This window comes from Kitasatospora viridis, from assembly GCF_007829815.1.
GTDB classification, from domain to species: domain Bacteria; phylum Actinomycetota; class Actinomycetes; order Streptomycetales; family Streptomycetaceae; genus Kitasatospora; species Kitasatospora viridis.
In genome coordinates this window covers 912,961-935,936 of sequence record NZ_VIWT01000001.1, presented here as the reverse complement: position 1 = coordinate 935,936, position 22,976 = coordinate 912,961, and the positions used below count along the sequence as shown (strand labels likewise).

The 22,976-nt window shown below is 73.1% G+C and carries 15 protein-coding genes; 9 read left to right on the top strand and 6 right to left on the bottom strand.

Going from position 1 to position 22,976, the window contains the following annotated elements; all coding sequences use genetic code 11:
* Positions 1 to 75 precede the first annotated feature (75 nt).
* Entirely contained in the window at positions 76 to 1,611 is a 1,536-nt protein-coding gene (locus FHX73_RS04305) for an amino acid adenylation domain-containing protein (RefSeq protein ID WP_145903364.1), read from the top strand.
* Here FHX73_RS04305 and FHX73_RS04300 read toward each other — a convergent pair.
* From FHX73_RS04300 to FHX73_RS44490, 5 genes are all read right to left on the bottom strand, one after another.
* The gene (locus tag FHX73_RS04300) at positions 1,589 to 2,344 is read right to left on the bottom strand and encodes an SDR family NAD(P)-dependent oxidoreductase (protein ID WP_145903363.1); all 756 of its coding nucleotides are present in this window, start codon (positions 2,342 to 2,344) and stop codon (positions 1,589 to 1,591) included. The genes FHX73_RS04305 and FHX73_RS04300 overlap by 23 nt on opposite strands.
* Entirely contained in the window at positions 2,341 to 2,535 is a 195-nt protein-coding gene (locus tag FHX73_RS04295; RefSeq protein WP_145903362.1) for an MbtH family protein, read from the bottom strand. Before FHX73_RS04295 ends, FHX73_RS04300 begins: the two co-directional genes overlap by 4 nt.
* On the bottom strand, positions 2,532 to 3,314 hold the full coding sequence (locus tag FHX73_RS04290) for a thioesterase II family protein (protein WP_145903361.1): 783 nt from the start codon (positions 3,312 to 3,314) through the stop codon (positions 2,532 to 2,534). The genes FHX73_RS04295 and FHX73_RS04290 overlap by 4 nt, the downstream gene beginning before the upstream one ends.
* A 34-nt stretch (positions 3,315 to 3,348) precedes the next feature.
* Positions 3,349 to 10,242: an amino acid adenylation domain-containing protein gene (locus FHX73_RS04285; RefSeq protein WP_170304836.1), complete on the bottom strand. Its 6,894-nt coding sequence runs from the start codon at positions 10,240 to 10,242 to the stop codon at positions 3,349 to 3,351.
* 250 nt (positions 10,243 to 10,492) lie between these two features.
* Positions 10,493 to 10,747, bottom strand: coding sequence for a phosphopantetheine-binding protein (locus FHX73_RS44490; RefSeq protein WP_170304835.1), 255 nt, complete (start codon positions 10,745 to 10,747; stop codon positions 10,493 to 10,495).
* Between the two features lie 476 nt (positions 10,748 to 11,223).
* Between FHX73_RS44490 and FHX73_RS04275 the strand changes: the two genes are divergently transcribed.
* Complete coding sequence (locus FHX73_RS04275) at positions 11,224 to 13,056, top strand: RiPP maturation radical SAM C-methyltransferase (RefSeq protein ID WP_145903358.1); 1,833 nt, start codon at positions 11,224 to 11,226, stop codon at positions 13,054 to 13,056.
* Between the two features lie 61 nt (positions 13,057 to 13,117).
* Positions 13,118 to 14,398 (top strand): MFS transporter, encoded by a 1,281-nt coding sequence (locus FHX73_RS04270; protein ID WP_145903357.1) that lies wholly within the window; start codon positions 13,118 to 13,120, stop codon positions 14,396 to 14,398.
* A 99-nt stretch (positions 14,399 to 14,497) separates the two neighbouring features.
* On the opposite strand, the gene FHX73_RS04265 is transcribed toward FHX73_RS04270, so the two are convergent.
* Positions 14,498 to 15,661: an FAD-dependent oxidoreductase gene (locus FHX73_RS04265; RefSeq protein ID WP_246213339.1), complete on the bottom strand. Its 1,164-nt coding sequence runs from the start codon at positions 15,659 to 15,661 to the stop codon at positions 14,498 to 14,500.
* A gap of 141 nt (positions 15,662 to 15,802) precedes the next feature.
* On the opposite strand from FHX73_RS04265, the gene shc reads away from it, so the two are divergent.
* The 6 genes from shc to FHX73_RS04235 are packed head-to-tail and all read left to right on the top strand — an operon-like array spanning position 15,803 to position 22,958.
* The gene (gene shc / locus FHX73_RS04260; RefSeq protein ID WP_211786138.1) at positions 15,803 to 17,662 is read left to right on the top strand and encodes a squalene--hopene cyclase; all 1,860 of its coding nucleotides are present in this window, start codon (positions 15,803 to 15,805) and stop codon (positions 17,660 to 17,662) included.
* Between the two features lie 15 nt (positions 17,663 to 17,677).
* Positions 17,678 to 18,418 carry a bifunctional 2-polyprenyl-6-hydroxyphenol methylase/3-demethylubiquinol 3-O-methyltransferase UbiG gene (gene ubiG, locus FHX73_RS04255; RefSeq protein ID WP_145903354.1) on the top strand — a complete coding sequence of 247 codons (741 nt, stop codon included), beginning with the start codon at positions 17,678 to 17,680 and terminating at the stop codon, positions 18,416 to 18,418.
* Positions 18,415 to 19,323 carry a prenyltransferase gene (locus FHX73_RS04250; RefSeq protein ID WP_170304833.1) on the top strand — a complete coding sequence of 303 codons (909 nt, stop codon included), beginning with the start codon at positions 18,415 to 18,417 and terminating at the stop codon, positions 19,321 to 19,323. The genes ubiG and FHX73_RS04250 overlap by 4 nt, the downstream gene beginning before the upstream one ends.
* A gap of 1 nt (position 19,324) precedes the next feature.
* Positions 19,325 to 20,374 (top strand): polyprenyl synthetase family protein, encoded by a 1,050-nt coding sequence (locus FHX73_RS04245; protein WP_145903352.1) that lies wholly within the window; start codon positions 19,325 to 19,327, stop codon positions 20,372 to 20,374.
* Positions 20,371 to 21,705, top strand: coding sequence for a cytochrome P450 (locus FHX73_RS04240; RefSeq protein ID WP_145903351.1), 1,335 nt, complete (start codon positions 20,371 to 20,373; stop codon positions 21,703 to 21,705). Before FHX73_RS04245 ends, FHX73_RS04240 begins: the two co-directional genes overlap by 4 nt.
* On the top strand, positions 21,702 to 22,958 hold the full coding sequence (locus tag FHX73_RS04235; protein WP_145903350.1) for a flavin-dependent oxidoreductase: 1,257 nt from the start codon (positions 21,702 to 21,704) through the stop codon (positions 22,956 to 22,958). The genes FHX73_RS04240 and FHX73_RS04235 overlap by 4 nt, the downstream gene beginning before the upstream one ends.
* The last annotated feature ends 18 nt before the right edge of the window (positions 22,959 to 22,976 follow it).

Below are 22,976 nucleotides of genomic sequence, written 5' to 3'. Positions count from 1 at the left end.
CGTGGGCTCCCAACGAGCCTATTGCACAGGCCTGATGGATGTCCCGCCGTTGTGCCCGAGTGATAGCGTGCACGAATGCCGATATCCGAAACGGTCCTCGACCTGTTTGCGCGGCAGGTGTCCGCGCGGGGTGCGAGCACAGCGCTGTGGAGCCCGCCGTACCGCCGTTCCTTCGGTGAACTCGACGCACAGGCACAGGAGCTGGCGGACCATCTGGTCGGCCTCGGGATCCGGCCGGACGACCGGGTGGCGATCCTGCTGCCGCGCGGGCCGGAACAGGTCGTGGCGATGCTCGCGGTGCTCAAGGCGGGCGGCGCCTACGTGCCGCTCGACCCGGCCCATCCCGTCGAGCGGATCGACTTCCTGCTGCGGGACAGCGGGGCCCGGCTGCTGGTGACCGATCAGCGGCTCACCGGCCGGCCCACCCACCCGGTCGAGCGGCTGCACATCGACCTGCCGCTGCCCGCCCGGCCCGCGGCGGCCCCGCCGCAGCGCCCGGCGGTCGCACCGGACAGCCTCGCCTACGTCATCTACACCTCGGGATCCACCGGCACGCCGAAGGGCGTCGCGGTCACCCACCGCTGCGTCGTGCGGCTGGTGCGCGGGCTCGACGAGGTGGCGGTCGGCCCGGACGACACCCTGCTGATGCTGGCGCCCACGGCCTTCGACGCGTCGACCTTCGAAGTGTGGAGCGCCCTGTGCAACGGCGCCCGGCTGGCGATCCACCCGCCCGGGCCGGTCGGCCCGCGCGAGCTCGGCGCGGAACTGCGGCGCACGGGGGTCACCGTGCTGTGGCTGACCGCGCAGTTGGCCAACCTGGTGGCGGACCTGCACCCGCAGGCGCTGGAGCCGCTGCGCACCCTGGTGGTCGGCGGCGAGGTGCTGTCCGTGCCGCACCTGCGGCTGCTGCTGGCGGCCAACCCGCAGCTGCGCATCGTCAACGGCTACGGGCCCACCGAGACGACCACCTTCGCCACCACGCACCCGGTGGCCCCGGCGGACCTCGACGAGGCCGGCGGCGTGCCGATCGGCCGCCCGATCGGCGACACCCGCTGCCACGTGGTGGACCCCGAGGGCCGGCCGGTGCCCGCCGGGGTGCTCGGCGAACTCCTGGTCGGCGGGGCCGGGGTGGCCCGGGGCTACCTGGGGCGGCCGGGCCTGACCGCCGAGCGGTTCGTGCCGGACCCGTTCGGGCCGCCGGGCGGCCGGCTGTACCGCACGGGCGACCTGGTGCGCCGGCGGGCCGACGGCGTCATCGAGTTCGCCAGCCGGATCGACGACCAGGTCAAGCTGCGCGGGTTCCGGATCGAACCGGGCGAGATCCGCGCGGTGCTGACGCAGCATCCGGCGGTGCGCGACGCCTTCGTCACCGTCTCCGGCAGCGGACTCGCGACCGAGCTGGTGGCCTACGTGGTCCCGGTGGCCCCGGGCGGGCCGGCCGGCGGCGTGGACGCCGCGCAGCTGCGGACCCACCTGGGCGAACGGCTGCCCGAGCCGCTGGTCCCGGGCAGGTTCGTGCTGCTGGACCGGCTGCCGCTGACCAGCAACGGGAAGGTCGACCGCCGGGCCCTGCCGGACCCGGCCGCGCCTACCGCATCGGGCCGCCGGTGACGTACAGGGTGTGCCCGGAGACGAACCCGGCCTCCTCCCCGACCAGGAACGCGACGGCGTTGGCCACGTCCTCGGGCTGACCGACCCGCCGCACCGGGGTCTGCGCGGCGACCATCTGCTGGAGCCTGGCGAAGTCCATCCCCATCCGGGTGGCCGTGTGCGCCGTCATGTCGGTGACGATGTAGCCGGGGGCCACCGCGTTCACGGTCACCCCGAGGGGGCCCAGCTCGATCGCCAGGGTGCGGGTCAGGCCGTCGATCCCGGCCTTCGCGGCCGAGTAGTTGGCCTGGTCGCGGTTGCCCAGCGCGGAGGAGCTGGAGAAGTTGACGATCCGTCCCCAGCGCTGTTCGCGCAGGTAGGGGACGATCGCCTGGCACAGCAGGAACGGTCCGCGCAGGTTCACGTCGATGACGGTGTTCCACTCGTCCAGCGACAGCTCCTGCACCGGCCGGTCCCGGATCACACCGGCGTTGTTGACCAGGATCACCGGCGGCCCGAGCTCGGCCGCCACGCTCGCCAGCGCGCCCTCGACCTGGGCCGGGTCGCCGACGTCGGCGACCACCGCGTGCGCGGTGCCGCCGGCCGCCCGGATCCGCTCCACCGTGTCCGCCGCGGTGTCCGCGTCGATGTCCAGGACGCCGACCTTGGCGCCGTCCCCGGCCAGCCGCAGTGCCGTGGCGGCGCCGATGCCGCGCCCGGCGCCGGTGACCACCGCCACCCGTGCTGACGTCATGCCCCCGCCCCTTCCATCCGTCGACGCAGGCTCAGCGGCCGCATGTCGGTCCAGACCTCCTCGATCCGGGCCAGGCACTCCTCCTTGGTGCCGCGCGTGCCGGCCTCCCGCCAGCCGGCCGGGACGTCCCGGTCCAGCGGCCAGATCGAGTACTGCTCCTCGTCGTTGACCACCACCGCGTACGAGGTCATCCGGACACCTCCGCGTCCTGCAGGGCGGTGCGGATGATCCGGGCCACCCGGTCGCCCTGCTCGGCCAGGTAGAAGTGGTCGCCGGGCAGCAGGTGCCGCTCGCAGCGCCCCTCGGTGAGGCCGGCCCACTCGGCCGTGTCCCACTGGGCCAGGATGGGGTCGTCCTGGCCGTTGATGACGGTGATCGGCGCCTGCACCGGCGGTCCGGCGACGATCCCGGACAGCACCAGCCGCAGGTCGGACCGGAGCACCCGCAGGACCATCTCGCGCAGCTCCGGATGCTCCATCAGGGCCTCGAAGTTGAGCGCGCCGTTCTCCCGCAGGGCCTCCAGCAGCTCCTCGTCGGAGGAGTCGGTCGGGAAGTCGGCGACCGGCCGCTGGGACGGCCCGCCGTGCCCGGAGACGAACAGGTGCGCCACCGGGACGCCGGCGGCCTCCAGCGCGCGGCAGAGGTTGACCGCCAGCACCGCGCCCATGCTGTGCCCGAAGAGGGCGATCCGCCGGAACGGCGCCGCCTCGACCACCCGGGCGAGTTCGGCGATCAGGGTCGGCTGGTCGGTGATCGCCGGCTCGGTCAACCGGGTCTCACGGCCCGGTAGTTGCACCGGCACCACGTCGACTTCGGTCTCGGCCCCGGCCAGCCAGCCGCGGTAGCTGGACGCGTTGCCGCCGCTGTGCGGCAGGCACAGCAGCTGGGTGCCGCGCCAGGCGCGCCCGAGGCCGGCGAGGAACCATCGGTCCAGGTCGCCGGTGGCGCCCGGTTCGACGTCGGTTCTCATCCCACTTCCTCCGTGATCACATGGTTCGGAATCGTCACGACAGCCGGTCCGGGCCGAGTTCGGACAGCCGCCGCCCCGGGTCGGCCAGCGCGGCCCGCAGCGTCCGCCCGAGCTCCTGGGCCAGCCGGCCCGCGCTCGGAGTCTCGAACACGTCGGTGCTGAACTCGATCGTGCAGCTCAGTCCGGTGTCCCGGCGGACCACCGCGATGTCCAGGTCGAACTTGGCGGTGCCGGTCCCGACCTCGGCCACCCGGGCCGTCAGCCCGGGCAGTTCCGGCGCCGCCGCCGCGGTCTCGTCGACGTGCAGCACCACGTCGACCAGCGGGGTGCGGCTCAGGTCGCGGGCCGGCAGCAGTTCGTGCACCAGCCGGTCGAACGGCAACTCCTGGTGGCTGTAGCCCTCCAGGGCGGTGCCGCGGGTGCGGACCAACAGCTCGGCGAAGGTCGGATCGCCCGACAGGTCGGCCCGCAGCACCAGGGTGTTGACGAAGAAGCCGATCAGGGGCTCCAGTTCGGGCCGTGACCGCAGGGACACCGGGGTGCCGATGCCGAAGTCCCGCTGACCGCTGAGCCGGCCGAGGGTGGCCTGCGCCGCGGCCAGCAGCACCATGAACCGGGTCGTGCCGTGGGCCTGCGCCAGCCCGTCCAGCCGGGCGGTGTCCGCCGCGTCCAGCAGGTCGGCGGTCAGCCGCCCGCCGGCTCCGCTGCGCACCCGCGGTCGCGGCCGGTCGAGCGGCAGCTCCAGCGCGGGCAGGTCGCGCAACCGGTCCCGCCAGTAGCCCAGGTCCAGCTCCTCGACGGCGGCAGCGCGCTGCCGTTGCCAGTGGGCGTAGTCGGCGTACTGGACCGGCAGTGCGGCCAGGGCGGGCGGCCGCCCGTCGCCGCGGGCCCCGTACAGCTCGCCGAGCTCGGCGAGCAGGACCCGGAACGACTCGGCGTCGGCGGCGGCGTGGTGCAGCACGAGGGAGAGCAGGTGCTCGTCCGCGCCGACCCGCAGCAGCCGGGCGCGGATCAGCGGCCCGCGGTCCAGCCGGAACGGCAGTCGGGCCTCCCGCGCCGCCGACTCCTCGGCCGCGGCCCGGGCCCGGTCGGCGGGCAGGGCGGACAGGTCCTCCTCGGGCAGCTCGAACTCACCGCCAGGCTCGACCAGTTGGACCGGCAGCCGGTCCTCGTCCAGGACGAACCTGGTGCGCAGCACCTCGTGCCGGCGCACCACCTCGGCCAGCGCCGAGCGCAGCGCACCCGGGTCCAGCGGGCCGTGCAGCCACAGGCTCATCGGCACGTTGTAGTCGGCGCTGCCCGGGTGGAGCTGGTCCAGGAACCACAGCCGCTGCTGGTCGACCGAGAGCGGTGCCGGGCCGCCGTCCGGCCGGCGGCGCAGCGGGGTGTCCCCGTCGTCGTCGGCGGCGGGTGCGGCCGTCAGGGCGGCGGCCAGGTCGGCGACGCTCGGGTGCTCGAAGAGCATCCGGACGGTGAGCTCCGTGCCCAGCGCCGCGCGCAGCCGCGCGACCACCTGGGCGGCCTGGTAGGAGTTGCCGCCGACGGCGAAGAAGTCCTCGTCGACGCCGAAGCCGTCGCGGCCGAGCACCTCTGTCCAGGCCGAGTGGACCGCCTGCTCCAGCTCGGTGCCCGGCGGCCGGCCGCCGCCGTCCCGCGCCGGTTGCCGGCGGGGCTCGGGCAGCCGGGCACGGTCGACCTTGCCGTTGGGCGACACCGGCAGCGCGGGCAGCGGGGTGATGGTGGCGGGCACCAGGTAGCCGGGCAGTTGCTCCCGCAGCCGGTGGAACAGGTCGTCGACGTCCACCGCGGCGGCGTCGGGCACGACGTAGGCGGCCAGTTCGGCGGCCGCGCCGTCGCCGTGCCGCAGCACGTGGGCGTCCCGGACCCCCGGCAGCCGGCGGATCGCGGTGGCGACCTCGCCGAGCTCGATCCGGTAGCCGCGGATCTTGACCTGGTCGTCGTCGCGGCCGAGGAAGTCCAGGGTGCCGTCCGGCAGCCAGCGCACCAGGTCACCGGAGCGGTACACCCGTTCCCCGGCCGGGCCGAACGGGTCGGGGACGAAGCGCTCGGCGGTGCGGGCCGGCGCGTGGAGGTAGCCGCGGGCGAGGCCGCGCCCGCCGATCCACAGCTCTCCGGGCACCCCGACCGGGACGGTTTCGCCGTGCACGCCGACGACGTAGACCCGGGTGTCGCCGACCGGTCGGCCGAGCGGGATCGCGGTGGTGTCCTCGGCGGGTGCGGCGGCCACGTGGTGCACGGTGGTGTTGGTGGTGGACTCGGTGGGCCCGTAGCAGTTCAGCAGGCGCAGCCCGGGCAGCTCGTCCAGCAGCCGGCGCAGGTGCGGCACCGAGGGGGCCTGTCCGCCGATGCCCAACTGTCGCACTCCGGCGAGCAGTTGAGGATCGATGTCGACCGTCATCTGGGTCATGGTGGCGGACAGCCAGAGCACCGTCACCCCGTGAGTGCGGATCAGCTCGCCGAGCTCGACCGGGTCGACCGGCCGCCGCGGCGGGATCACCAGGGCCGCGCCGTGCGCCAGCGGCAGCCAGATCTCCAGGTTCGACGGGTCGAAGGTGGTGGGGTGCACCAGCAGGAACGTGTCGTCGGGGCCGACCGGCGACCGGTCGGCGCCCAGCACCAGCCGCACCAGCGCGCGGTGCGGCACGGCGACGCCCTTGGGCCGCCCGGTGGATCCGGAGGTGTGCAGCACGTAGGCGATGTCCTGCGGGTCGGCGCCGGGCGGATCGCCGGCCGGCCGCGCGTCGATCGCCGCCCGCTCCTCGTCCAGGTCCACGAACCGGCGCAGGCCGACGGGCAGGTGCTGCCACGCCGAGCGGCGGCCCACCGCGATGTCCACGCCGCAGCCGTCCAGCAGCAGCCGGATCCGGTCGGCGGGGTGGTCGGGGTCGAGCGGCAGGTAGCCGCCCTGGGCCTTGAGCACCGCGAGCATGGTGACGACCAGCTCGGTGCCCGGCGGCAGGCACAGGGCGACCAGGGTGTCGCGGCCCACGCCGAGCTCGATCAGGTGCCGGGCCAGGCGGTTGGCGCGCTCGTTCAGCTCAGCGTAGGTCAGCTGCCCGGCGGGATCCGTCACCGCGATGGCCCCGCCGCGCGCGCGTGCCTGGCGCTCCACCACCGCGGTGATGGTGTCCACCGGGGTGGTGACGGTGCTGTTGAAGGTCTCCAGCAGCCGGTGCCGTTCCTCCTGCCCGAGCATGTCCAGCTCGGACAGCCGGCCGTCGGGGGTGTCCAGGGCCGAGCGCAGCAGCCGGTGATAGTGCTCCGCGAGGCGGGCCACGGTCTCCCGGTCGAAGAGATCGACGCTGTAGTTGATCCGTCCGCCGAGCTGCCCCTGCCGGTTCATCCGCAGTTCCAGGACCAGGTCGAAGGCGGCGGCCTGCTCCTCCATCGGGATCTTCGCCGTCTCGATCCCGTCCAGCGACAGCTGCTCCTCCGGGGCGTCGATCACCTGGAAGAGCACCTGCACCAGCGGGTTGACGCCGAGTTCGCGGGCCACGCCCAGCTCGCTGACCAGGTCCTCGAACGGCACCTCGGAGTGGTCGCCGGCGGCCAGCGAGGTCTCGGCGACCTGGCGCAGCAGCGCGGCGAAGGTCGGGTCGCCCGAGCAGTCGGCACGGATCGGCACCGTGTTGACCAGGAAGCCGACCAGGTCCTCGACCTCGCGCCGGGTGCGGTTGGCGAACGGGGTGCCGACCACCACGTCCTTGTCGCGCCCGTACCGGGAGAGCAGCGCGAGGAAGGCGGTGAGCAGCGTCATGAACGGGGTGACGCCGGTTCGGCCGCCGAACGCGGCGAGGTCGGCCGCGGTGCCGGACGGCAGGTCGAAGTACAGACTGCCGCCCCGGGTGCTGGGCTGTGCGGGCCGGGGGCGGTCGGTGGGAAGCTCCAACCTGGCCGGCGCACCGGCCAGTTGGCGCCGCCAGTAGGCGAGGCCCTGCTGGTGCGCGAGGTCGCCGAGGGCGGCCCGCTGCCAGCGCGCGTAGTCCCGGAACCGCAGCGCGACGGGTGGCAGGTCGCCGGGCAGGCCGCGGCGGAACGAGCCGTAGAGCACGCTGAGTTCGGACAGCAGCACCTCGGTCGAGCGCCCGTCGGCGACCATGTGGTGGATCACCCAGGCCAGCACGTGCTCGCGGGGGCCGCGGCGGATCAGGGTGACCCGGATCAGCGGACCGCCGGACAGGTCGAAGGGCTCGGCCGCCTCGGCGGCGAGCAGCGCGTCGAGATCGGCCCCGGGGGCGCCGGTCAGGTCGCGCAGTTCGAGCTGCGCCGTCGGCTCCGGGTCCACCACCTGGCGCGGCACGCCGGCGCTCGCCACGTAGCGGGTCCGCAGGATCTCGTGCCGTTCGACGAGTGCGTGCAGGGCCCGGCGCAGCGCGTCGGAGTCGAGCTCGCCGCTCAGCCGGAAGACCTCGACGACGTTGTAGGAGGCGTCGCCCGGCTGCAACTGGTCCAGGAACCAAAGCCGTTGCTGGGAGGAGGAGAGCGGTGCGTCCTCGTCGCCGCCGAGCTCGGGGGTGCCGAGCGGACCGCCGGCCGTGGCCCGCGCGCCCGAGGAGCGCAGGCCCTCGATCATCCGGGCGAGGGCCTCGGGGGTGGGGTCGCGGAAGAACCGGCTCATCGGGACCTCGACCGCGAAGGCCTCGCGGACCCAGGCCAGCAGCCGGATCGCCCGGATGCTGTCGCCGCCGGAGGTGAAGAAGTTGGTGTCGCCGCCGAGTTGGGCGCCGAGCTGCGCGCCGGGCAGCACGGCGGCGAAGCCGTCGGCCGCGATCCGGTGGGCGAGGCCGGTGGCCCCGGCCGGACCGTCCGCGGCGGCGGACCCGGGTTGCCGGGCGGCCGGGGCGGGCCCGGCCGGGCGGTGGGCCGCCAGCGCGGCCAGGTCGACCTTGCCGGAGGCGGTGATCGGGATCTGCTCGACCTCGACCAGCAGCGTCGGCACCATGTACGAGGGCAGCCGGTCGCTGAGCCGGCGGCGGACGGCGTCGAGGTCCGGCCGCAGGCCGTCCGCCGCCACCAGGTAGCCGACGAGCACGGTGTCGACGTCGGCGACGACCGCCGCGGAGACCTCGGGCAGGCCGGTCAGCGCCGCCTCGATCTCGCCCAGTTCCACGCGCTGGCCGCGCACCTTGACCTGGCGGTCCCGGCGGCCGAGGAAGACGATGTCGCCTTCCGCCGACCAGCGGGCCAGGTCGCCGGTGCGGTAGAGGCGGCCGCCCGGCCGGAACGGGTCGGGCAGGAACCGCTCGGCGGTGCGGGCGGCCTGGCCCAGGTACCCGCGGGCGACTCCGGCGCCGCCGACGAACAGCTCGCCGACCGCTCCGGGGGGCACCGGGCGCAGGTCCTCGTCGAGGACGTAGGCCTGGTGGTTGTCGACCGGCCGGCCGATGGGCGGCGCGGACCGCCACAGGCCGGTGCACTCCTTGTAGATGACGCCGATGGTGGTCTCGGTGGTGCCGTAGCCGTTGACGAACCGGCGGTCCCGGGACCAGCGGGTGGTCAGCCGGCCGGAGAACGGCTCGCCGCCGACCGAGACCAGCCGCAGCAGCGGCACCCGGTCCGGGTCGAGCAGTTCGAGCAGGGCCGGCGGCAGTTCGGCGACCGTGATCCCGCCCTCGTCGAGCGCGGCGGTCAGCCCGCCGACCGAGCGCCGTTCGTCGTCGCCGATCATGTGCAGCGAGGCGCCGCTGAGCAGGGCGCAGAAGATCTCGAACACCGAGACGTCGAAACCGGGGGAGGCGTACTGCAGCATCCGGTCGTCGGGGGTCAGTTCGAAGAGGCGTTGCAGGGACTCGACGAAGTTGACCGCGCTGTCGTGCTCCACCAGCACCGCCTTGGGCGCACCGGTGCTGCCCGAGGTGTACATCGCGTAGGCGAGGCCGCGGGGGTCGGTGGGCGCCGGGGCGAGGTCCGCCGCGTCGAGCGCCGGGGCGGTGTCCGGGGTGCCGGCGGGATCGTCCAGGTCCACCACGCGCCAGTCGCCGGCCGGGACCCGCCCGCGCAGCGCGGCGTCGGTGACGACCGCGACGACGCCGGCGTCGCGCAGCAGGGCCGCCAGCCGTGCGGGCGGTACCGCCGGATCGATCGGCAGCCAGGCGGCGCCCGCGTGCAGCGCGCCGAGGCAGCCGACCACCCAGCGCTTGTCGGCGCGCGTGACGTAGACGGCGACCAGGTCCTCCGGCGTGACCCCGACCGCGTCGCGCAGGCGCCGGCCGAGCAGGGCGGCGGCCGCGGCGGTCTGCCGGTAGCTGAGGGTGCCGGCCGCGTCCACCAGCGCGGTGCGGTCGGCGAAGCGCTCCCGGGCGCGGTCGAAGGCGGCGGTCAGGGTGTCGGCGGGGCGGGGCCGCGCGGTGCGGTTGGGCTCCTCCGTGACCTTGCGCAGTGCCGCGCCGGACAGCGTGCGGAGCGCGACCAGCGGGAGGTCCGGGGTGGCCAGCACGGCTTCGAGCAGCGCGCCCGTGCCCTGGAGCAGGCCCTCGACCAGTTCGGTCTCGTGGCGGTCGGGGTCGTACCCGGCGGTCACGGCGCCGGCCGCGGTGAGTCCGAGGTGGACGTCGCCGACCGTCTCGGCCGCCAAGTCCTGGTCGGGGTCGAGCCGCACCAGGATCGGCGCGTTCGCCGGGTCGGGCAGGCGGGTGTCGGCCGACCGGATCCCGGTGAGCGCGCGGTGCACCGTGCGGACCAGCTCGGTCATGCTGCGGGTCGGATCGACCGTCAGCGCCAGCTGCCGGAGCGCGCCGTCGCCGTCGCGCACGGCCACCAGCAGGTCCGGCTCGGCGCAGTACTGGGCGACGCAGGCGAGCAGGGCGGCGAGCACGACGGAGTCGGCGGGCGCGACGGTCCGTGCGGCGCAGTCCCGCACCGCCTTCAGCGCGTCCTCGCCGATGTGGTGGACGACCGTGCGGCGCAAGGGAGTTCCGGCCGGCCCGTGGGCCATGGCGCGTGGCAGGGCGGTGGGCAGCGCCTGCGCTGCGACCGGGGGTGCCCCGGCCGGCCCGCCCTGGCCGGCCCGGCGGGCGGCGGCGCGGATTCGATTCAGGAACCGAGCTCGTCGGTCTTCGAGAGGGATCTCCGGGGGCATCTGACCGCTTTCTTCGGCGCAGGGATCAGCGCGGGTCCGCACCGGTGTACGGCGCGGACCCGACTGGGCCTTGTGGATATCAGCCGGTGACGGTGTCCGAGCCGACGGAGTCGGCCTTGGCCCGGTCGATGACCGACGCGAGGTCGCGGACGGTGGAGTGCTCGAAGATGAGCGAGAGGGGGAACTCGATGCCCCATTCGTCGCGGAGCCGGTAGGTGACCAGCGTGGCGAACATCGAGTGCCCGCCGACGGCGAAGAAGTTGTCCTCGGGGCCGAACTGATCGTGCTTCAGCGTCTCGACCCAGATCTGCGCAACTCGGGATTCGGTCGTCATGGGCTCGCCGGCCCCGGTGTTCAACAAGTTACTTCCCCCTGAAGTGTTGACCCGTGGAAGTCGGCCGTCATGGACGGCAGTCGGCTTCGAACGCACATCGTACGTCACGAAGTTGGACCGCGCGGGTGCGAACTTCCTGCTCATACGGGGCAAACCGGGTCACCGCAGGGCGAGTTGACGTGCCGTTATTCAACCGTGGTCCGAGGCGGCCGGGGAATACGAGCCTTGACCGGCCAGAGTCGGTGTGCTTAGCCTGCTCCCGGCATTCAGTTGAACGGGGAGGGTCAAACGGGGCCGGCTCTTGTCTGCGGCTTGAGGCGGAGTCAGGGCGGCCCGGTCCGGCGCGAAAGGCCCGCTCCCCGGAGCGAGCGGTGCCGACGGCTTGTCCGATTCGGGAGACTTCCGGCACCTCGTGTGGGGCGTCCTTGGATCGCCGCCCCCTTTCCGAGAGGTTTCCTGTGCTTCGCGTCGCTTTCGTGAACATGCCATTTGCCGACTGGAACCGCCCTTCGTTCGCCCTGAGTCAGCTCGCCGGACTGATCGGCCAGGAGTACGCGGACCGGGTGTCCGCCGAAGTGCACTACCTCAACGTCGATTTCACCGGATACTTCGGTGTCCGTGCGTACGAGGAAATCTCCGGCGACATGACCCACCTCTACAGCGGGGTGGGGGAGTGGCTGTTCCGGCACATCGCCTTCCCGGACGAGCCGGACAACTCCGAGGCCTACTTCGCCCGGTACTACCGCGAGCCCGCGTGGCAGGAGTTCCGCGCGGACCTGGCGCGGCAGCGCGAGGGCGTCGAGGCGTTCCTGGCCGAGCTGATCGACCGGTACGACCTCGCGAGCGCCGACGTGGTCGGGCTGACCACGATGTTCGCCCAGAGCGTCCCGGCGATCGCGCTGGCCAAGATGATCAAGGACCGGAACCCGCGGGCGGTGGTGCTGCTCGGCGGCTCCAACGTCGAGACCTCGATGGGCGCCGTGCTGGCGGCCGAAGTCCCCTCCCTGGACTACGTCTTCTCCGGTCCGAGCCTGGTCAGCTTCGCGGCGTTCCTCGACTGCGTCCTGGAGGGCCGGATCGCCGACATCTCCGCGATCCGGGGCGTCATCAGCCGCGACAACTGCACCCAGCCCCAGGTCCGGTTCGGCGTCGGCAAGGACCGGGACATCAACGACTACGTCCCGCTCGACTACCGGGGCTTCGCCGCCGCCATGCGCGACGCCGCCGACGTGGTCGCCGAGGGCCGGCTCGAACCCACGCTGTTCTTCGAGACCTCGCGCGGCTGCTGGTGGGGCGCCCGCAGCCACTGCACCTTCTGCGGCCTGAACGACGAGACCATCGGCTTCCGGCAGCTGGAACCCGACCTGGCGGTGCGCCAGTTCGAGTGGCTGTTCTCGTTCCACCCGGAGTTCAAGCACTTCATGTGCACCGACTACATCCTGCCCAGGAACTACCCGGCCGAGGTGTTCCCGCGGGTCGACGCCCCGGACGACGCGTCTGTCTTCTACGAGATCAAGCTCCCGCTCAGCGAGACCCACATGCAGACGCTGGCCCGGGCGCGGGTCAACCGGGTGCAGGCCGGGATCGAGGCGGTCAACTCCGAGGTGCTCAAGCTGCTCGGCAAGGGCACCACGGCGTTCCAGAGCCTGCAGTTCATGAAGCTCTGCCTGCGCTACGGCATCCACCCGGAGTGGAACCTGCTGATCGGCGCGCCCAAGGAGCCCGAGGAGATGTACGCCAAGTACGAGCGGGACTTCCCGCTGCTGGCCCATCTCACGCCCCCGACCGGCGCGTTCTTCATCCGCTTCGACCGGTTCAGCCCCTACTTCAACCAGCGGCTCGACTACGGGCTGGACCTGCGGCCGATGGACTTCTACTCGCTGGTCTTCCCGTTCGCGCCGCAACAGCTCGACCAGCTGGCCTACTTCTTCGCCGATCACGGCGCCGCGCCCTACGCCGCGACCGCGTTGAAGTGGTACCCGTCGCTCCAGCGGGTGGTGACCGACTGGCAGCAGAGCTGGGAGGAGTCGGCGCAGCGCCCCAGCCTGGAGCTGCTGCGGGAGGACGACGGGTACGTCATCCGGGACACCCGGTTCGGTGAGCCGCGGCGGATCCCGGTCGGCGACCAGCTGCTCGGGCTGCTCCGCGAGCTCAACTCACCCAGGCGCCCCGACCAGTTGACCGTCCCGGACGGGGCGGCGCCGGCCGAGCTGGACGGCCTGGTGGAGACCCTGCGGCAGCACCGGGTCCTCTTCGAGGAGGACGGCCGGATGCTCAGTCTGGTCACGGGCGTCGACGCAGTCGTTTAGCACGGTTCGGGCACCGGAACCCCGGTGCCGCCGGAGTACGAGGATCACGGAAGCGAGCAGCATGGAAGCGAGCAGCACGGACGATTCGACGCGTGCGCCGTCGAAGCAGGACCCGCCGTCCGGCCTCGGCGCGGCGGACGGGACGTGGCCCCACTTCGGCCGGCTGTGGCTGGCCAACGCGGTGTCCTCGCTCGGTGACGGCGTGCGCAACAGCGCCCTGCCGCTGCTGGTCTTCTCCTTCACCCACAACGCGATGCTGTTGTCGCTGACGACCATCGTCACCGCGCTGGGGATGATGATGGCGCCGATCGGCGGCGTCTGGGCGGACATCTTCAACCGGCGGGCGCTGCTGGTCTTGATCGACCTGTGCCGCTTCGTGCTGGTGTCGCTGATCGCGGTGGGCGTGCTCACCCACTCGCTGAACCTGGTCATGCTCTACGTGGCGGCGGCGGTGCTCGGCATGGGCGAGTCCGTCTTCCTGGTCACCGCACAGGCCTTCCTGCCCAAGGTCGTTCCGGTCGAGCAGATGACCAAGGCCAACGGCCGGCTGCACGCGGTGCAGGTGGTGCTGCGCGACAGCCTCGGGCAGCCGCTGGGCGGTCTGCTCTTCGCGTTCGCCGCGGTGGCGCCGTTCCTGCTCGACGGCGCCTCGTTCCTGCTCGGCGTGCTGCTGATGCTGTTCCCGGTGCTGCGCACGCTGCGCACGGAGTCGACCGGGCCGCGCACCAGTTGGGGGCAGATGATCAAGGAGGGCATGACCTACCTGCGGTCGGACCGGCTGCTGATCCGGCTGGCGCTGATCCTGGGCGTGCTGAACTTCTTCACCATGAGCCTCGGTGTGCTGATGGTGCTCTACATCGTCACCTGGCTGCACCTCCCGGAGAGCGCCTACGGTTTCTTCCTCGCGGCGAACGCGATCGGCGGGGTCATCGGCGGGCTCGGCAGCGACTGGGTCCGGCGCCGGCTCGGCGTGCTGCGCGGTGCCGTGCTGGCCCTGGTCATCATGGGTGTCGCCTGCCTGCTGCTCGGCGCCACCCGGCAGACCGCGGTCGCCGTGGTCTCGTTCGGGGCGGTCGGCTTCGGGATCGCCATCTGGCAGACCCTGATCACGGCCTTCCGCCAGACCACCATCCCGCCGGAGCTGTTGGGCCGGGTGAACGGGGTGTTCCGGCTGCTGTCGGTGAGCGTGTCGCCGTTCGGCGCGATCACCGCCGGTGCGGTCGCGACGGCCACCGCGGTCAACGTGCCGATCGTGGTGTCCGGTGTCGGCATCCTCGCGCTCGCCGTGGCCGGCGGGCGGACCCTGCTGCGGATGGGCCGGGAGCAGCCGGTCGCGTTCTGAGTCCGGTGCTCAGCCAGTAACCTTCTTGCACATCAATACAGTTGACCGTGGCGGCACTCGGGATCGGGTGCCGCCACGGTCGTTCGCGCGGTGCGGTGGTCAGCCCGCCAGTGCGCGCGCCGCGGGCCGGCCGCTGCGGGGGCGGGCGCGCAGGTAGTTGCTGGTGCGGTGGATCCAGAGGGCGTAGGCCCGGGTCGCCAGGGCGCTCGGGACCAGGCGGTCGTAGCGCGGCGGGCGGTAGCGGTAGGTGTACTCGGTGGCCGCGAGGCGCGAGATCGGGGCCACCCGGCGGGACCGGATGCGCTCGTAGTGGCGCAGGACGGCGGCCGGGTCGCCGCGCCGGGTGACCAGCAGCCGCACCAGCGTCCAGGCGTCCTCCAGCGCCTGGTTGGCGCCCTGGGCGACGATCGGCGGCATGGTGTGGGCGGCGTCGCCCAGCAGTGTCGAGCGCCCGGTGCCCCAGGTCCGCGGCACGCGGTGGGTGTGGTGCGGGAACATCTCGATGTCCGACTCGGTGAGTCCGTCGAGCACGGCGGGCACCGGCGCGGCCCAGTGCGCGAACCGGGCGCGCAGCTGCGGGAGGTAGGGGCCCTCGTCGCCTGGGCTCCAGGGGAAGCTGAACCACCACTGGAGCGTGTCGGGCCCGGCCGGCAGCAGGCCGCAGAAGCCGGTCCGGCCGTTGATCATGAGTCCGTGGTGCGCGCCGGTGATCCGCTCGCGGCCCTGCGCGAGGCCCTGCCAGGTGGCCCAGCCGGCCGGCCGGGCCGCGTCGTGGCCCCACAACTGCCTTCGTACCGCCGAGTGATGGCCGTCGGCCCCGACGAGCACGTCGCCCTCGGCGGTGCTGCCGTCGGCGAAGTGGGCGGTGACGCCCTTGTCGTGCTCGACGGCGCGGACGAACCGCCGGCCGTAGACCAGCGCCCCGTCCGGCAGGCCCTCGGCGAGCCGGGCCAGCAGGAGGCGGCGCGGGCTGGTGAGGCTGGTGTGCCCGAGCCGGCGGGCCGCGAAGGAGACGTCGATGGAGTAGAGGCGCTCGCCGGTGTGGGTGCGGTTCTCCAGGTGGTCGATCCGCGCGCCGAGGCCGTCGGTCCGCACTCCGAGTTCCTGGAGGATGCCGACGCCGCCACTCCATACGGTAACCGCCGCTCCGGTTGTGCGCGGCTCGGGAGCCTGTTCGTAAGCGGTCGCTTCGTGGCCTGCGGCGAGCAGGCCGCGGACCGTCGCCAATCCGCCGATTCCGGCACCAACTACTAGTACTCGCACGTAAAGTGATCCCCCGTCGATCGCCTTCGCAGTCGCTCTGGCCGCGGCTGTCACGAGGCCCTATAGTACCGACCGGGGGCTAGAGGGTGTCATGTCCCCTTTCAATTCTGCTCCGACATTCAGCTACCGAGGGTTACCTCTGTGAGCATTGACGTCAAAGCTGCCATTTCCGGCGGGGTCGAGCACCTGTTGTCCATCCAGGAGCCCGATGGCTGGTGGTCCCGTTGTCCCGATGCGAATGTGATGGTCGACGCGGTCGACCTGTTCATTCGCGAACTCCTCGGAGTGCGTGACGAACGGGTCTTCCGGGCGACCGCCCGCTGGATCAGATCCCAACAACTCCCCGATGGTTCTTGGGGGCTGTATCCCGGAAGTTCCGGTGACCTGTCGACCACGGTCGAGGCCTATCTCGCGCTCAGGCTGGCCGGTGAACGGCCGGAAGCGGCGCACATGGCCGCGGCCGCGCGATTCGTCCGGTCACAAGGCGGCGCCGCGCAGTGCAGGTTGGAAGCACAGATCTGGATGTGTCTTTTCTCCCAGGGGAGTTGGGACAACATTCCGACCATCCTGCCGGAAGTCATCCTGCTGCCGCGCCGGGTGCCGCTCTCGCTCTACCGATTCTCGACCTGGGCCCGATTGACGATGGTGCCGCTCGGGCTCGTGCACCAGACGCGGCCGCGCGTCGACCCGGGCTTCCGGCTGGACGAACTGTGGACCGAGCGTCCCGGGCCGGCCGCCGGCGGGCCCGTGCTGCGCACGGTGGACCGCGCCGTCCGCTGGTACAACGACAACGCCTGGGCGCCGCCGCGCCGGCTGGCCGTGCGCCGCGCCGTCCAGTGGATCACCGACCGCCAGGAGGCGGACGGGGCCTGGCTGGCCTGCAGCGTGGCCTCGGCCTTCTGCCTGCTCGGCCTGTACGCGGCCGGGCTCGGACCCGAACACCCGGCGGTGCGGGCCGGGTTGCGCGGGCTCGACGGCGTCGCGGTGTGGGGCGAGAGCGCGGACGGCCCGACCCGCCGGATGAACTGCATGCCCACACCGGTCTGGGACACCGCGCTCAGCGTCTGCGCGCTGTCCGACGCCGGAGTCGGCGGCGACCACCCGGCGATGCTCCGGGCCGCCCGCTGGCTGCTGGGCCAGGAGGTCACGGTGCAGGGCGACTGGAGCGTGGCCCGGCCCGGCCGGGCCGCCGGCGGCTGGTCGGTGGGGTTCGTCGAACAGTCCTTCCCCGACTGCGACGACACCGCCCTGGTCATCGAGGCGCTCTCCCGGGTGGCCCCGGCCGATCCGGGCGAGGCGGCGCGGCTGCGCGGCGCCTCCGCGCGCGGCCTGTCCTGGCTGCTGGCCATGCAGTCCGGCGACGGCGGCTGGGCGGCCTACGACGCGGACAACGACTCCTGGTCGGCGTCGAAGCTCTCCAGCCTCGACTTCACCGAACTGACCGACCGGCCCTGCCCGGACATCACCGCGCACGCCCTGGAGAGCGTGGCCGGCCAGGGCCTGGCGAAGGACCCGCGCTCCCGGGCGGCCGTGCGCTGGCTGGTCAAGGCGCAGCAGCCGGACGGGTCCTGGTTCGGCCGGTGGGGCGCCAACCACCTCTACGGCACCGGCGCGGCCGTCCCCGCGCTGCTGCGGGCCGGCGTCTCGCCCGGCAGCCGCCCGATCCGCCGCGCCGTCAGTTGGCTGATGGAGCATCAGAACCCGGACGGCGGTTGGGGGGAGGACCTCAACTCCTACCTGGACCCGGCCTGGCGCGGGCGCGGCGAGTCGACGCCCAGTCAGAGCTCCTGGGCCCTGCTCGCGCTCCACTCGGCGGGCGTGCCCGCCGACGACGCGCGGGTCCGGCGCGGCCTGGCCCACCTGGTGGAAACCCAGAACGACGAAGGCGGTTGGGACGAGGAGGCCTTCACCGGCACCGTCCTGCCCGGCCAGTTCTACATGAGCTACCCCATGTACCGGCACCTGTTCCCGGTCATGGCACTCGGCCGTTATCAGCGTTAGCCCGAACGGAGGCCCGTGAAGAAGCCCAGAGTTCCCGCCAACGACCTCACCCAGTACGACTCGCTCGCCGACCAGTGGTGGGACCCGCGCGGTCCCTTCGCCGCACTCGGATGGATCGCGGCGAAGCGCGGCCAGCTCATCCCGCAGGCCGACCGGCCCGGCGCGACCCTCGTCGACGTCGCCTGCGGCGGCGGTCTGCTGCACCCGCACATCGCGGGCAAGGGGTACAAGCACGTCGGCGTCGACCAGTCGGAGCGCTCGCTGGAGGTCGCCCAGGCGCACGGCGTGGACGAGACGATCCTGGCCGACGTGGCCAAGCTCCCGTTCGAGGACGAGAGCGTGGACGTCGTCGTCGCCGGCCAGTGCCTGGAGCACGTGCCGGACCCCTACGCCGTGGTCGCCGAGTGCTGCCGCGTGCTGCGGCCCGGCGGCACCCTGCTGCTCGACACGATCGCGGACACCTTCCTCGCCCGGATCCTGATCGTGACGCTCACCGAGAACCTCCCGCTGCCCGGCATGGCGCCCAAGGGGTGCCACGACCACCGGCTGTTCGTCAACCGGGAGCGGCTGGCCCGCACCGCCCGGCAGGGCGGCGTGCCGCTGCGGATGTACGGACTGTGGCCCGAGGCGAAGGCCCTGATCCCGTGGTTCTTCAAGCTGCGCACGACGGTGCCGATGTTCCCCACCAAGTCGACCAACGTGATGTTCCAGGCGATCGGCACCAAGACCGCGGCCCCGTCGGGGAACGGGAGGTGACGGCGGCCTCGCCCGCGGCCGCGCCCGGGCACCAGCGGGCGGGACTGCGGGCGTGGGTCGTCGCGGCCGGGCCGCCGCTGGTGCTGGTGATCGTGCTCCAGGGCCTGTACGCGGTGGCGGCGGCCCGCCACGTCCACCCGCTGACCGACTGGCGCGTGCTGCTCACCCTGCTGGTGCTCGTGCCGGACTGCATCGGCCGACGCTACGTCAACGACTACGAGGACTACGTCCGGGGCCTGGACCGGCCGGACGGGGTGCGGCCGGAGAGCGCGCTCGCCCAGGGCCTGGACATGCGCCGGCTGCGGCTGGCCGGCCTGGGGTGCTTCGCGCTCGCCTGGGTCGGGCTGGCCGTGCTGGCCGCCGCCACCAACCTGTGGCTGCTGCCCGCGATCGCGCTCTGCTACCTCGGGTACTTCGGCTACGCCGGCGGGCCGCGGCCGCTCGGGCACCGCGCCATGGGCGAGTTGCTCGACTTCGTGGTCACGGGCACCGGCGTCACCCTGATCCTCACCTGGCTGAACGCCGGGCGGATCAGCGCGGACCTGGTGCTCGCCTCGCTGGGCCCCGGGTTCCTGTTTGCCGCCCTGATGCTGCACAACAACGCCCGGGACGTCGAGAAGGACCGCGCGGCCGGCAAGACGACCCTGCCGCACGTGGTGAGCGCGGCGACCACGAAGATCCTCTACGCCGGCTGCCTGGCCGGGTTCTACGCCGTCGACGGACTGCTGGTGTGGCGCTTCGACTCGCCGGCGATGCTGCTCCCGCTGCTCACCCTGCCCTGGGCCGGCGCGCTGGTGTGGTCGTTCTCCCGGTCCCGGATCGGCCCGTCGCTGATCTCCTGGGCCTGGCTGTACTACCTGATGATCGCCGACTTCGTGCTCTTCTCGATAGGAGCGTGGCTCTGAGATGGCGCCTACGGGGCCGACGGGTCCGACCGGTCCGAGCCAGGAGTTCCCGCAACTCCTCGGCGACCTGTCGCGGGTCCATGACCGAGTGATCAAGGAGCTGACGCTGGATGACGCGGACTTCGAGGAGGCGCTGCAACACCTGCTGCGGCGCCCCGGGAAGTTCCTCCGGCCCGCTCTCGCACTGACCGCCGCCTACCTGGTCGGGGGCGACGCACCGGCCGCCGAACAGGTCGTCACCGCCGGCGCGGCCGTCGAACTGCTGCACACCGCGACGCTCTACCACGACGACCTGTGCGACCAGGCCGTGGTGCGGCGCGGCCGGCCCACCGTCAACGCGCGCTACGGCGACAGCACGGCGCTGGTCCTGGGCGACTACCTGCTCAGCACCGCGCTGGGGCTGGCCGCCTCGCTCGGGCCCGAGGCCGCCGCGGCGGGGGTCCGGTGCGCGCAGCGGATCTGCCTCGGTCAGCTGACCGAACTGCGCGAGGCCGGGCGGACCGACCGCTCGGTGCACAGCTACCTGGCGGCGATCGCCGGGAAGACCGCGGCCCTCACCTCCTACAGCGCGCTGCTCGGCGCGATCGCGGCCGGCGCCGACGAACGCCAACGCACGGCGATCGCCGCCTTCGGCCACCACCTGGGCCTGGCCTTCCAGATCTGGAACGACCTCGGCGACCTGCACGGGCCCGCCGAGGCCGGCGAGCCCGGCAAGGGGCGGGACCTGTGGAACGGCGTGTACACGCTGCCCGTGCTGTACGGGCTGGAATCCGCCGGTGATGCCCTGCGGCCCCTGCTGGGACCCGAGTTGAGCGAGGACGCGGCCGCCGAGGTGGCCGAGGTGCTGCGCCGCAGCGGAGCCGTCGCCCGCGCCGCCGAGGCCGCCGACGAACACCTGCGAACCGCCTTCGGGCACCTCGACGGCCTCGGCGACGCGGCCCGCGGCGGTGTGACGGCGCTGCGCGGGGCGCTCGGCGGTCTGCTCCCCGAACTCGCGGACTTCGTCGGCGCCGCCGCCGGGGCCAACGGCCGCCGGACGGAGGGAACATGACGGCCCGGACCGTGCCCAGGCTCTCCCCGGGCGAGGTGGCCAGGTTCGCCGCGGACCCGTTCACCGGCATGCTCGACGCGCTGCGCAAGCACGGACCGGTGGTCGGCGTGGGCTACGGCTCGCAGCGCAGCACCTTCTTCTTCGGACCGCAGGCCAACTCCTTCGTCTTCGCCAACCCCGAACTCTTCTCCTGGCGCGAGTCGTTCGAGGTGATGCTCCCGGTCCTGGGGCAGACCGCGCTGCTGGTGACCGACGGCGAGGAACACCGCAGGCGGCGCCACCTGGTGCTCCCGGCCTTCCACCGCCGGCGGATCGACGGCTACGTGGAGCTGATGGCGGCCAACACCGTCGCGACGATCGGCCGGTGGACGCCGGGGACGCGGATCGACCTCTACCGCGAACTGCGCTCGCTGATCCGCCGCAACACCATCGAGACCCTCTACGGCTCCCGGCTGGCCGCGCAGAACGACGCCATCGGCGCCCGGCTGCAGACCGCGCTCGACGCCACCGACCTCCCGCTCGGGCTCCAGCTCTTCCTCACCGGCATCCCCAACCCGATCACCGCCCGGGCCAAGCGGGCCCGCCGCTGGGTCGCCGAGCGGGTGCAGGGCGAGATCGACCACCGGCGGCGGCACGCCGTCGAGGGCCGCGACGGGCTGACCGCCCTGCTGGAGCCGGCCGCCGAAGGCACCTGCCCGCTCGACGACTCCGAGATCCAGGACCAGGTGATCAGCCTGATGGTGGCCGGGTACGAGACCACCAGCGCCGCCATGGCCTGGGTGGTCCACTCGGCCCTCAGTACCCCCGGGGTGTGGGAACGGGCCCGCGTGGAGGTCCGCGACGTGCTGGGCACGGACGAGAACAGCGTGGACGCGCTGGACAAGCTCGACTACGTCGACGGCGTGGTGCAGGAGGCCCTGCGGCTGCACCCGCCGGTGGTGGTGCTGCCCCGGGTGACGGCTGGTGAACTGGAGTTCGAGGGCGTGCGGTTGGCACCCGGCGCCCGACTGGCCATCAGCCCCTACGTGACGCACCGGATGGCCGGGGTCTGGCCCGAGCCGGACCGCTTCCTGCCGGAGCGCTGGCAGCCGGACCACCCGCTGCACCGGCCGGCCACCCCGAGCACCTACCTGCCGTTCGGCGGCGGCCGCCACCGGTGCATCGGGGCGCCGTTCGCCACCGCCGAACTGAAGACCGTCCTCGTCGAGTTGCTGCGGCGCACCGAGCTGACGCCGGCCGGCGAGGTCACGCCCGTGAGCATCATGGCCATGCGGCCCCGGCGAGGGGTTCCCGTGATCGTGCGCCGCCGCAAGGCAGAGGGAGAGCAATGAGGATCACCATCGTGGGCGGGGGCATCGCAGGCCTTGCGACCGCGCTCAGTCTGCACGCCGCCGGGTTCGAGCCCGAGGTGTGGGAGTCGGCCCGGGCACTCAACGCCGTCGGCGTCGGGATCAACCTGTTGCCGCACGCCGTAAGGGAGTTCGCGGAGCTCGGGCTGGCCGACGAGCTGGCGGGGATCGGGCTCGCCCCGGAACGCCTGCTCTACTGCGACCGGCAGGGCGAACCGGTCTGGGAGGAGGCGCTCGGGCGGCACGCCGGGTACCGGTGGCCGCAGTACTCGGTGCACCGCGGCCTGCTCCAGGTGCTGCTGCTGGAGGCCGTGCGACGGCGGATCGGCCCCGACGCGGTGCGCACCGGCATGGCGTTCCAGCGCTTCGAGCAGACCGGCGACGAGGTCCTGGTGCACTTCCTGGACCGGGAGCACGACACCGTGACGGTGGAGCGCACCGAGCTGCTGATCGGCGCCGACGGCATCGACTCCGCCGTGCGGGCCCAACTCAGCCCGGGCGAGGGCCCGTCCAACTGGAACGGCGTGCACATGTGGCGCGGCGTCGCGGAGTTCCCGCACGTGCTCGGGGGCCGCTCGCTGGTGGTCGCCGGCGGGGAACCGGGCGACAAGTTCGTCGCCTACCCGATCGCGGACCCGCCGGAGCCGGGCGGCAACGCGCTGATGAACTGGGTGCTGGAGGTCCGGCACGAGACCGCCGGCCTCGAACTCGACCGCTCCAACCGCCGGATCGACATCGCGGAGGCCCGGGCCGGCTTCGCGAAGTGGAGCCTGCCGTGGATCGACCTGCCCGCCCTGCTGGAGAGCTCCTCGGACATCTTCGAGTACCCGATGCTCGACCGCGACCCGCTGCCGAGCTGGAGCTCCGGACGGGTCACCCTGCTCGGCGACGCCGCCCACCCGATGTTCCCGATGGGCATGAACGGCGGGTCGCAGTCGGTGGTCGACGCCCGGGTGCTGGCCTCCTGCCTCGCCCAGGACGCCGATCCGGTGGCGGCGCTGCGGCGCTACGACCGGATCCGCCGCGAGCCGGTCAACCGGATCGTGCTGCGCAACCGGGAGTTGGGGCCGGAGAAGATCATCGCCGAGGCCGCGGCGCGCGGCGGCGAACTGCCCGCCGCGCAGGCGTCGGAGATCTCGCAGGGCTACAAGCAGCTGGCCCAGGCCACCGTCGAACACCTCAACTCCCGTTCTTCCCTGACCGTTTCGCGAACGGTCGGGCAACCCGCCGAATGACGCCGGCCACACTCATGG

Excerpts from the sequence above, each read along its gene's own strand:
- FHX73_RS44490 (WP_170304835.1), bottom strand. The coding sequence starts at position 10,747 with ATGACGACCGAATCCCGAGTTGCGCAGATCTGGGTCGAGACGCTGAAG.
- FHX73_RS04295 (WP_145903362.1), bottom strand. The coding sequence starts at position 2,535 with ATGACCTCGTACGCGGTGGTGGTCAACGACGAGGAGCAGTACTCGATC.
- FHX73_RS04240 (WP_145903351.1), top strand. The coding sequence starts at position 20,371 with ATGACGGCCCGGACCGTGCCCAGGCTCTCCCCGGGCGAGGTGGCCAGG.
- FHX73_RS04235 (WP_145903350.1), top strand. The coding sequence starts at position 21,702 with ATGAGGATCACCATCGTGGGCGGGGGCATCGCAGGCCTTGCGACCGCG.
- FHX73_RS04305 (WP_145903364.1), top strand. The coding sequence starts at position 76 with ATGCCGATATCCGAAACGGTCCTCGACCTGTTTGCGCGGCAGGTGTCC.
- FHX73_RS04245 (WP_145903352.1), top strand. The coding sequence starts at position 19,325 with ATGGCGCCTACGGGGCCGACGGGTCCGACCGGTCCGAGCCAGGAGTTC.
- FHX73_RS04300 (WP_145903363.1), bottom strand. The coding sequence starts at position 2,344 with ATGACGTCAGCACGGGTGGCGGTGGTCACCGGCGCCGGGCGCGGCATC.
- FHX73_RS04290 (WP_145903361.1), bottom strand. The coding sequence starts at position 3,314 with ATGAGAACCGACGTCGAACCGGGCGCCACCGGCGACCTGGACCGATGG.
- FHX73_RS04270 (WP_145903357.1), top strand. The coding sequence starts at position 13,118 with ATGGAAGCGAGCAGCACGGACGATTCGACGCGTGCGCCGTCGAAGCAG.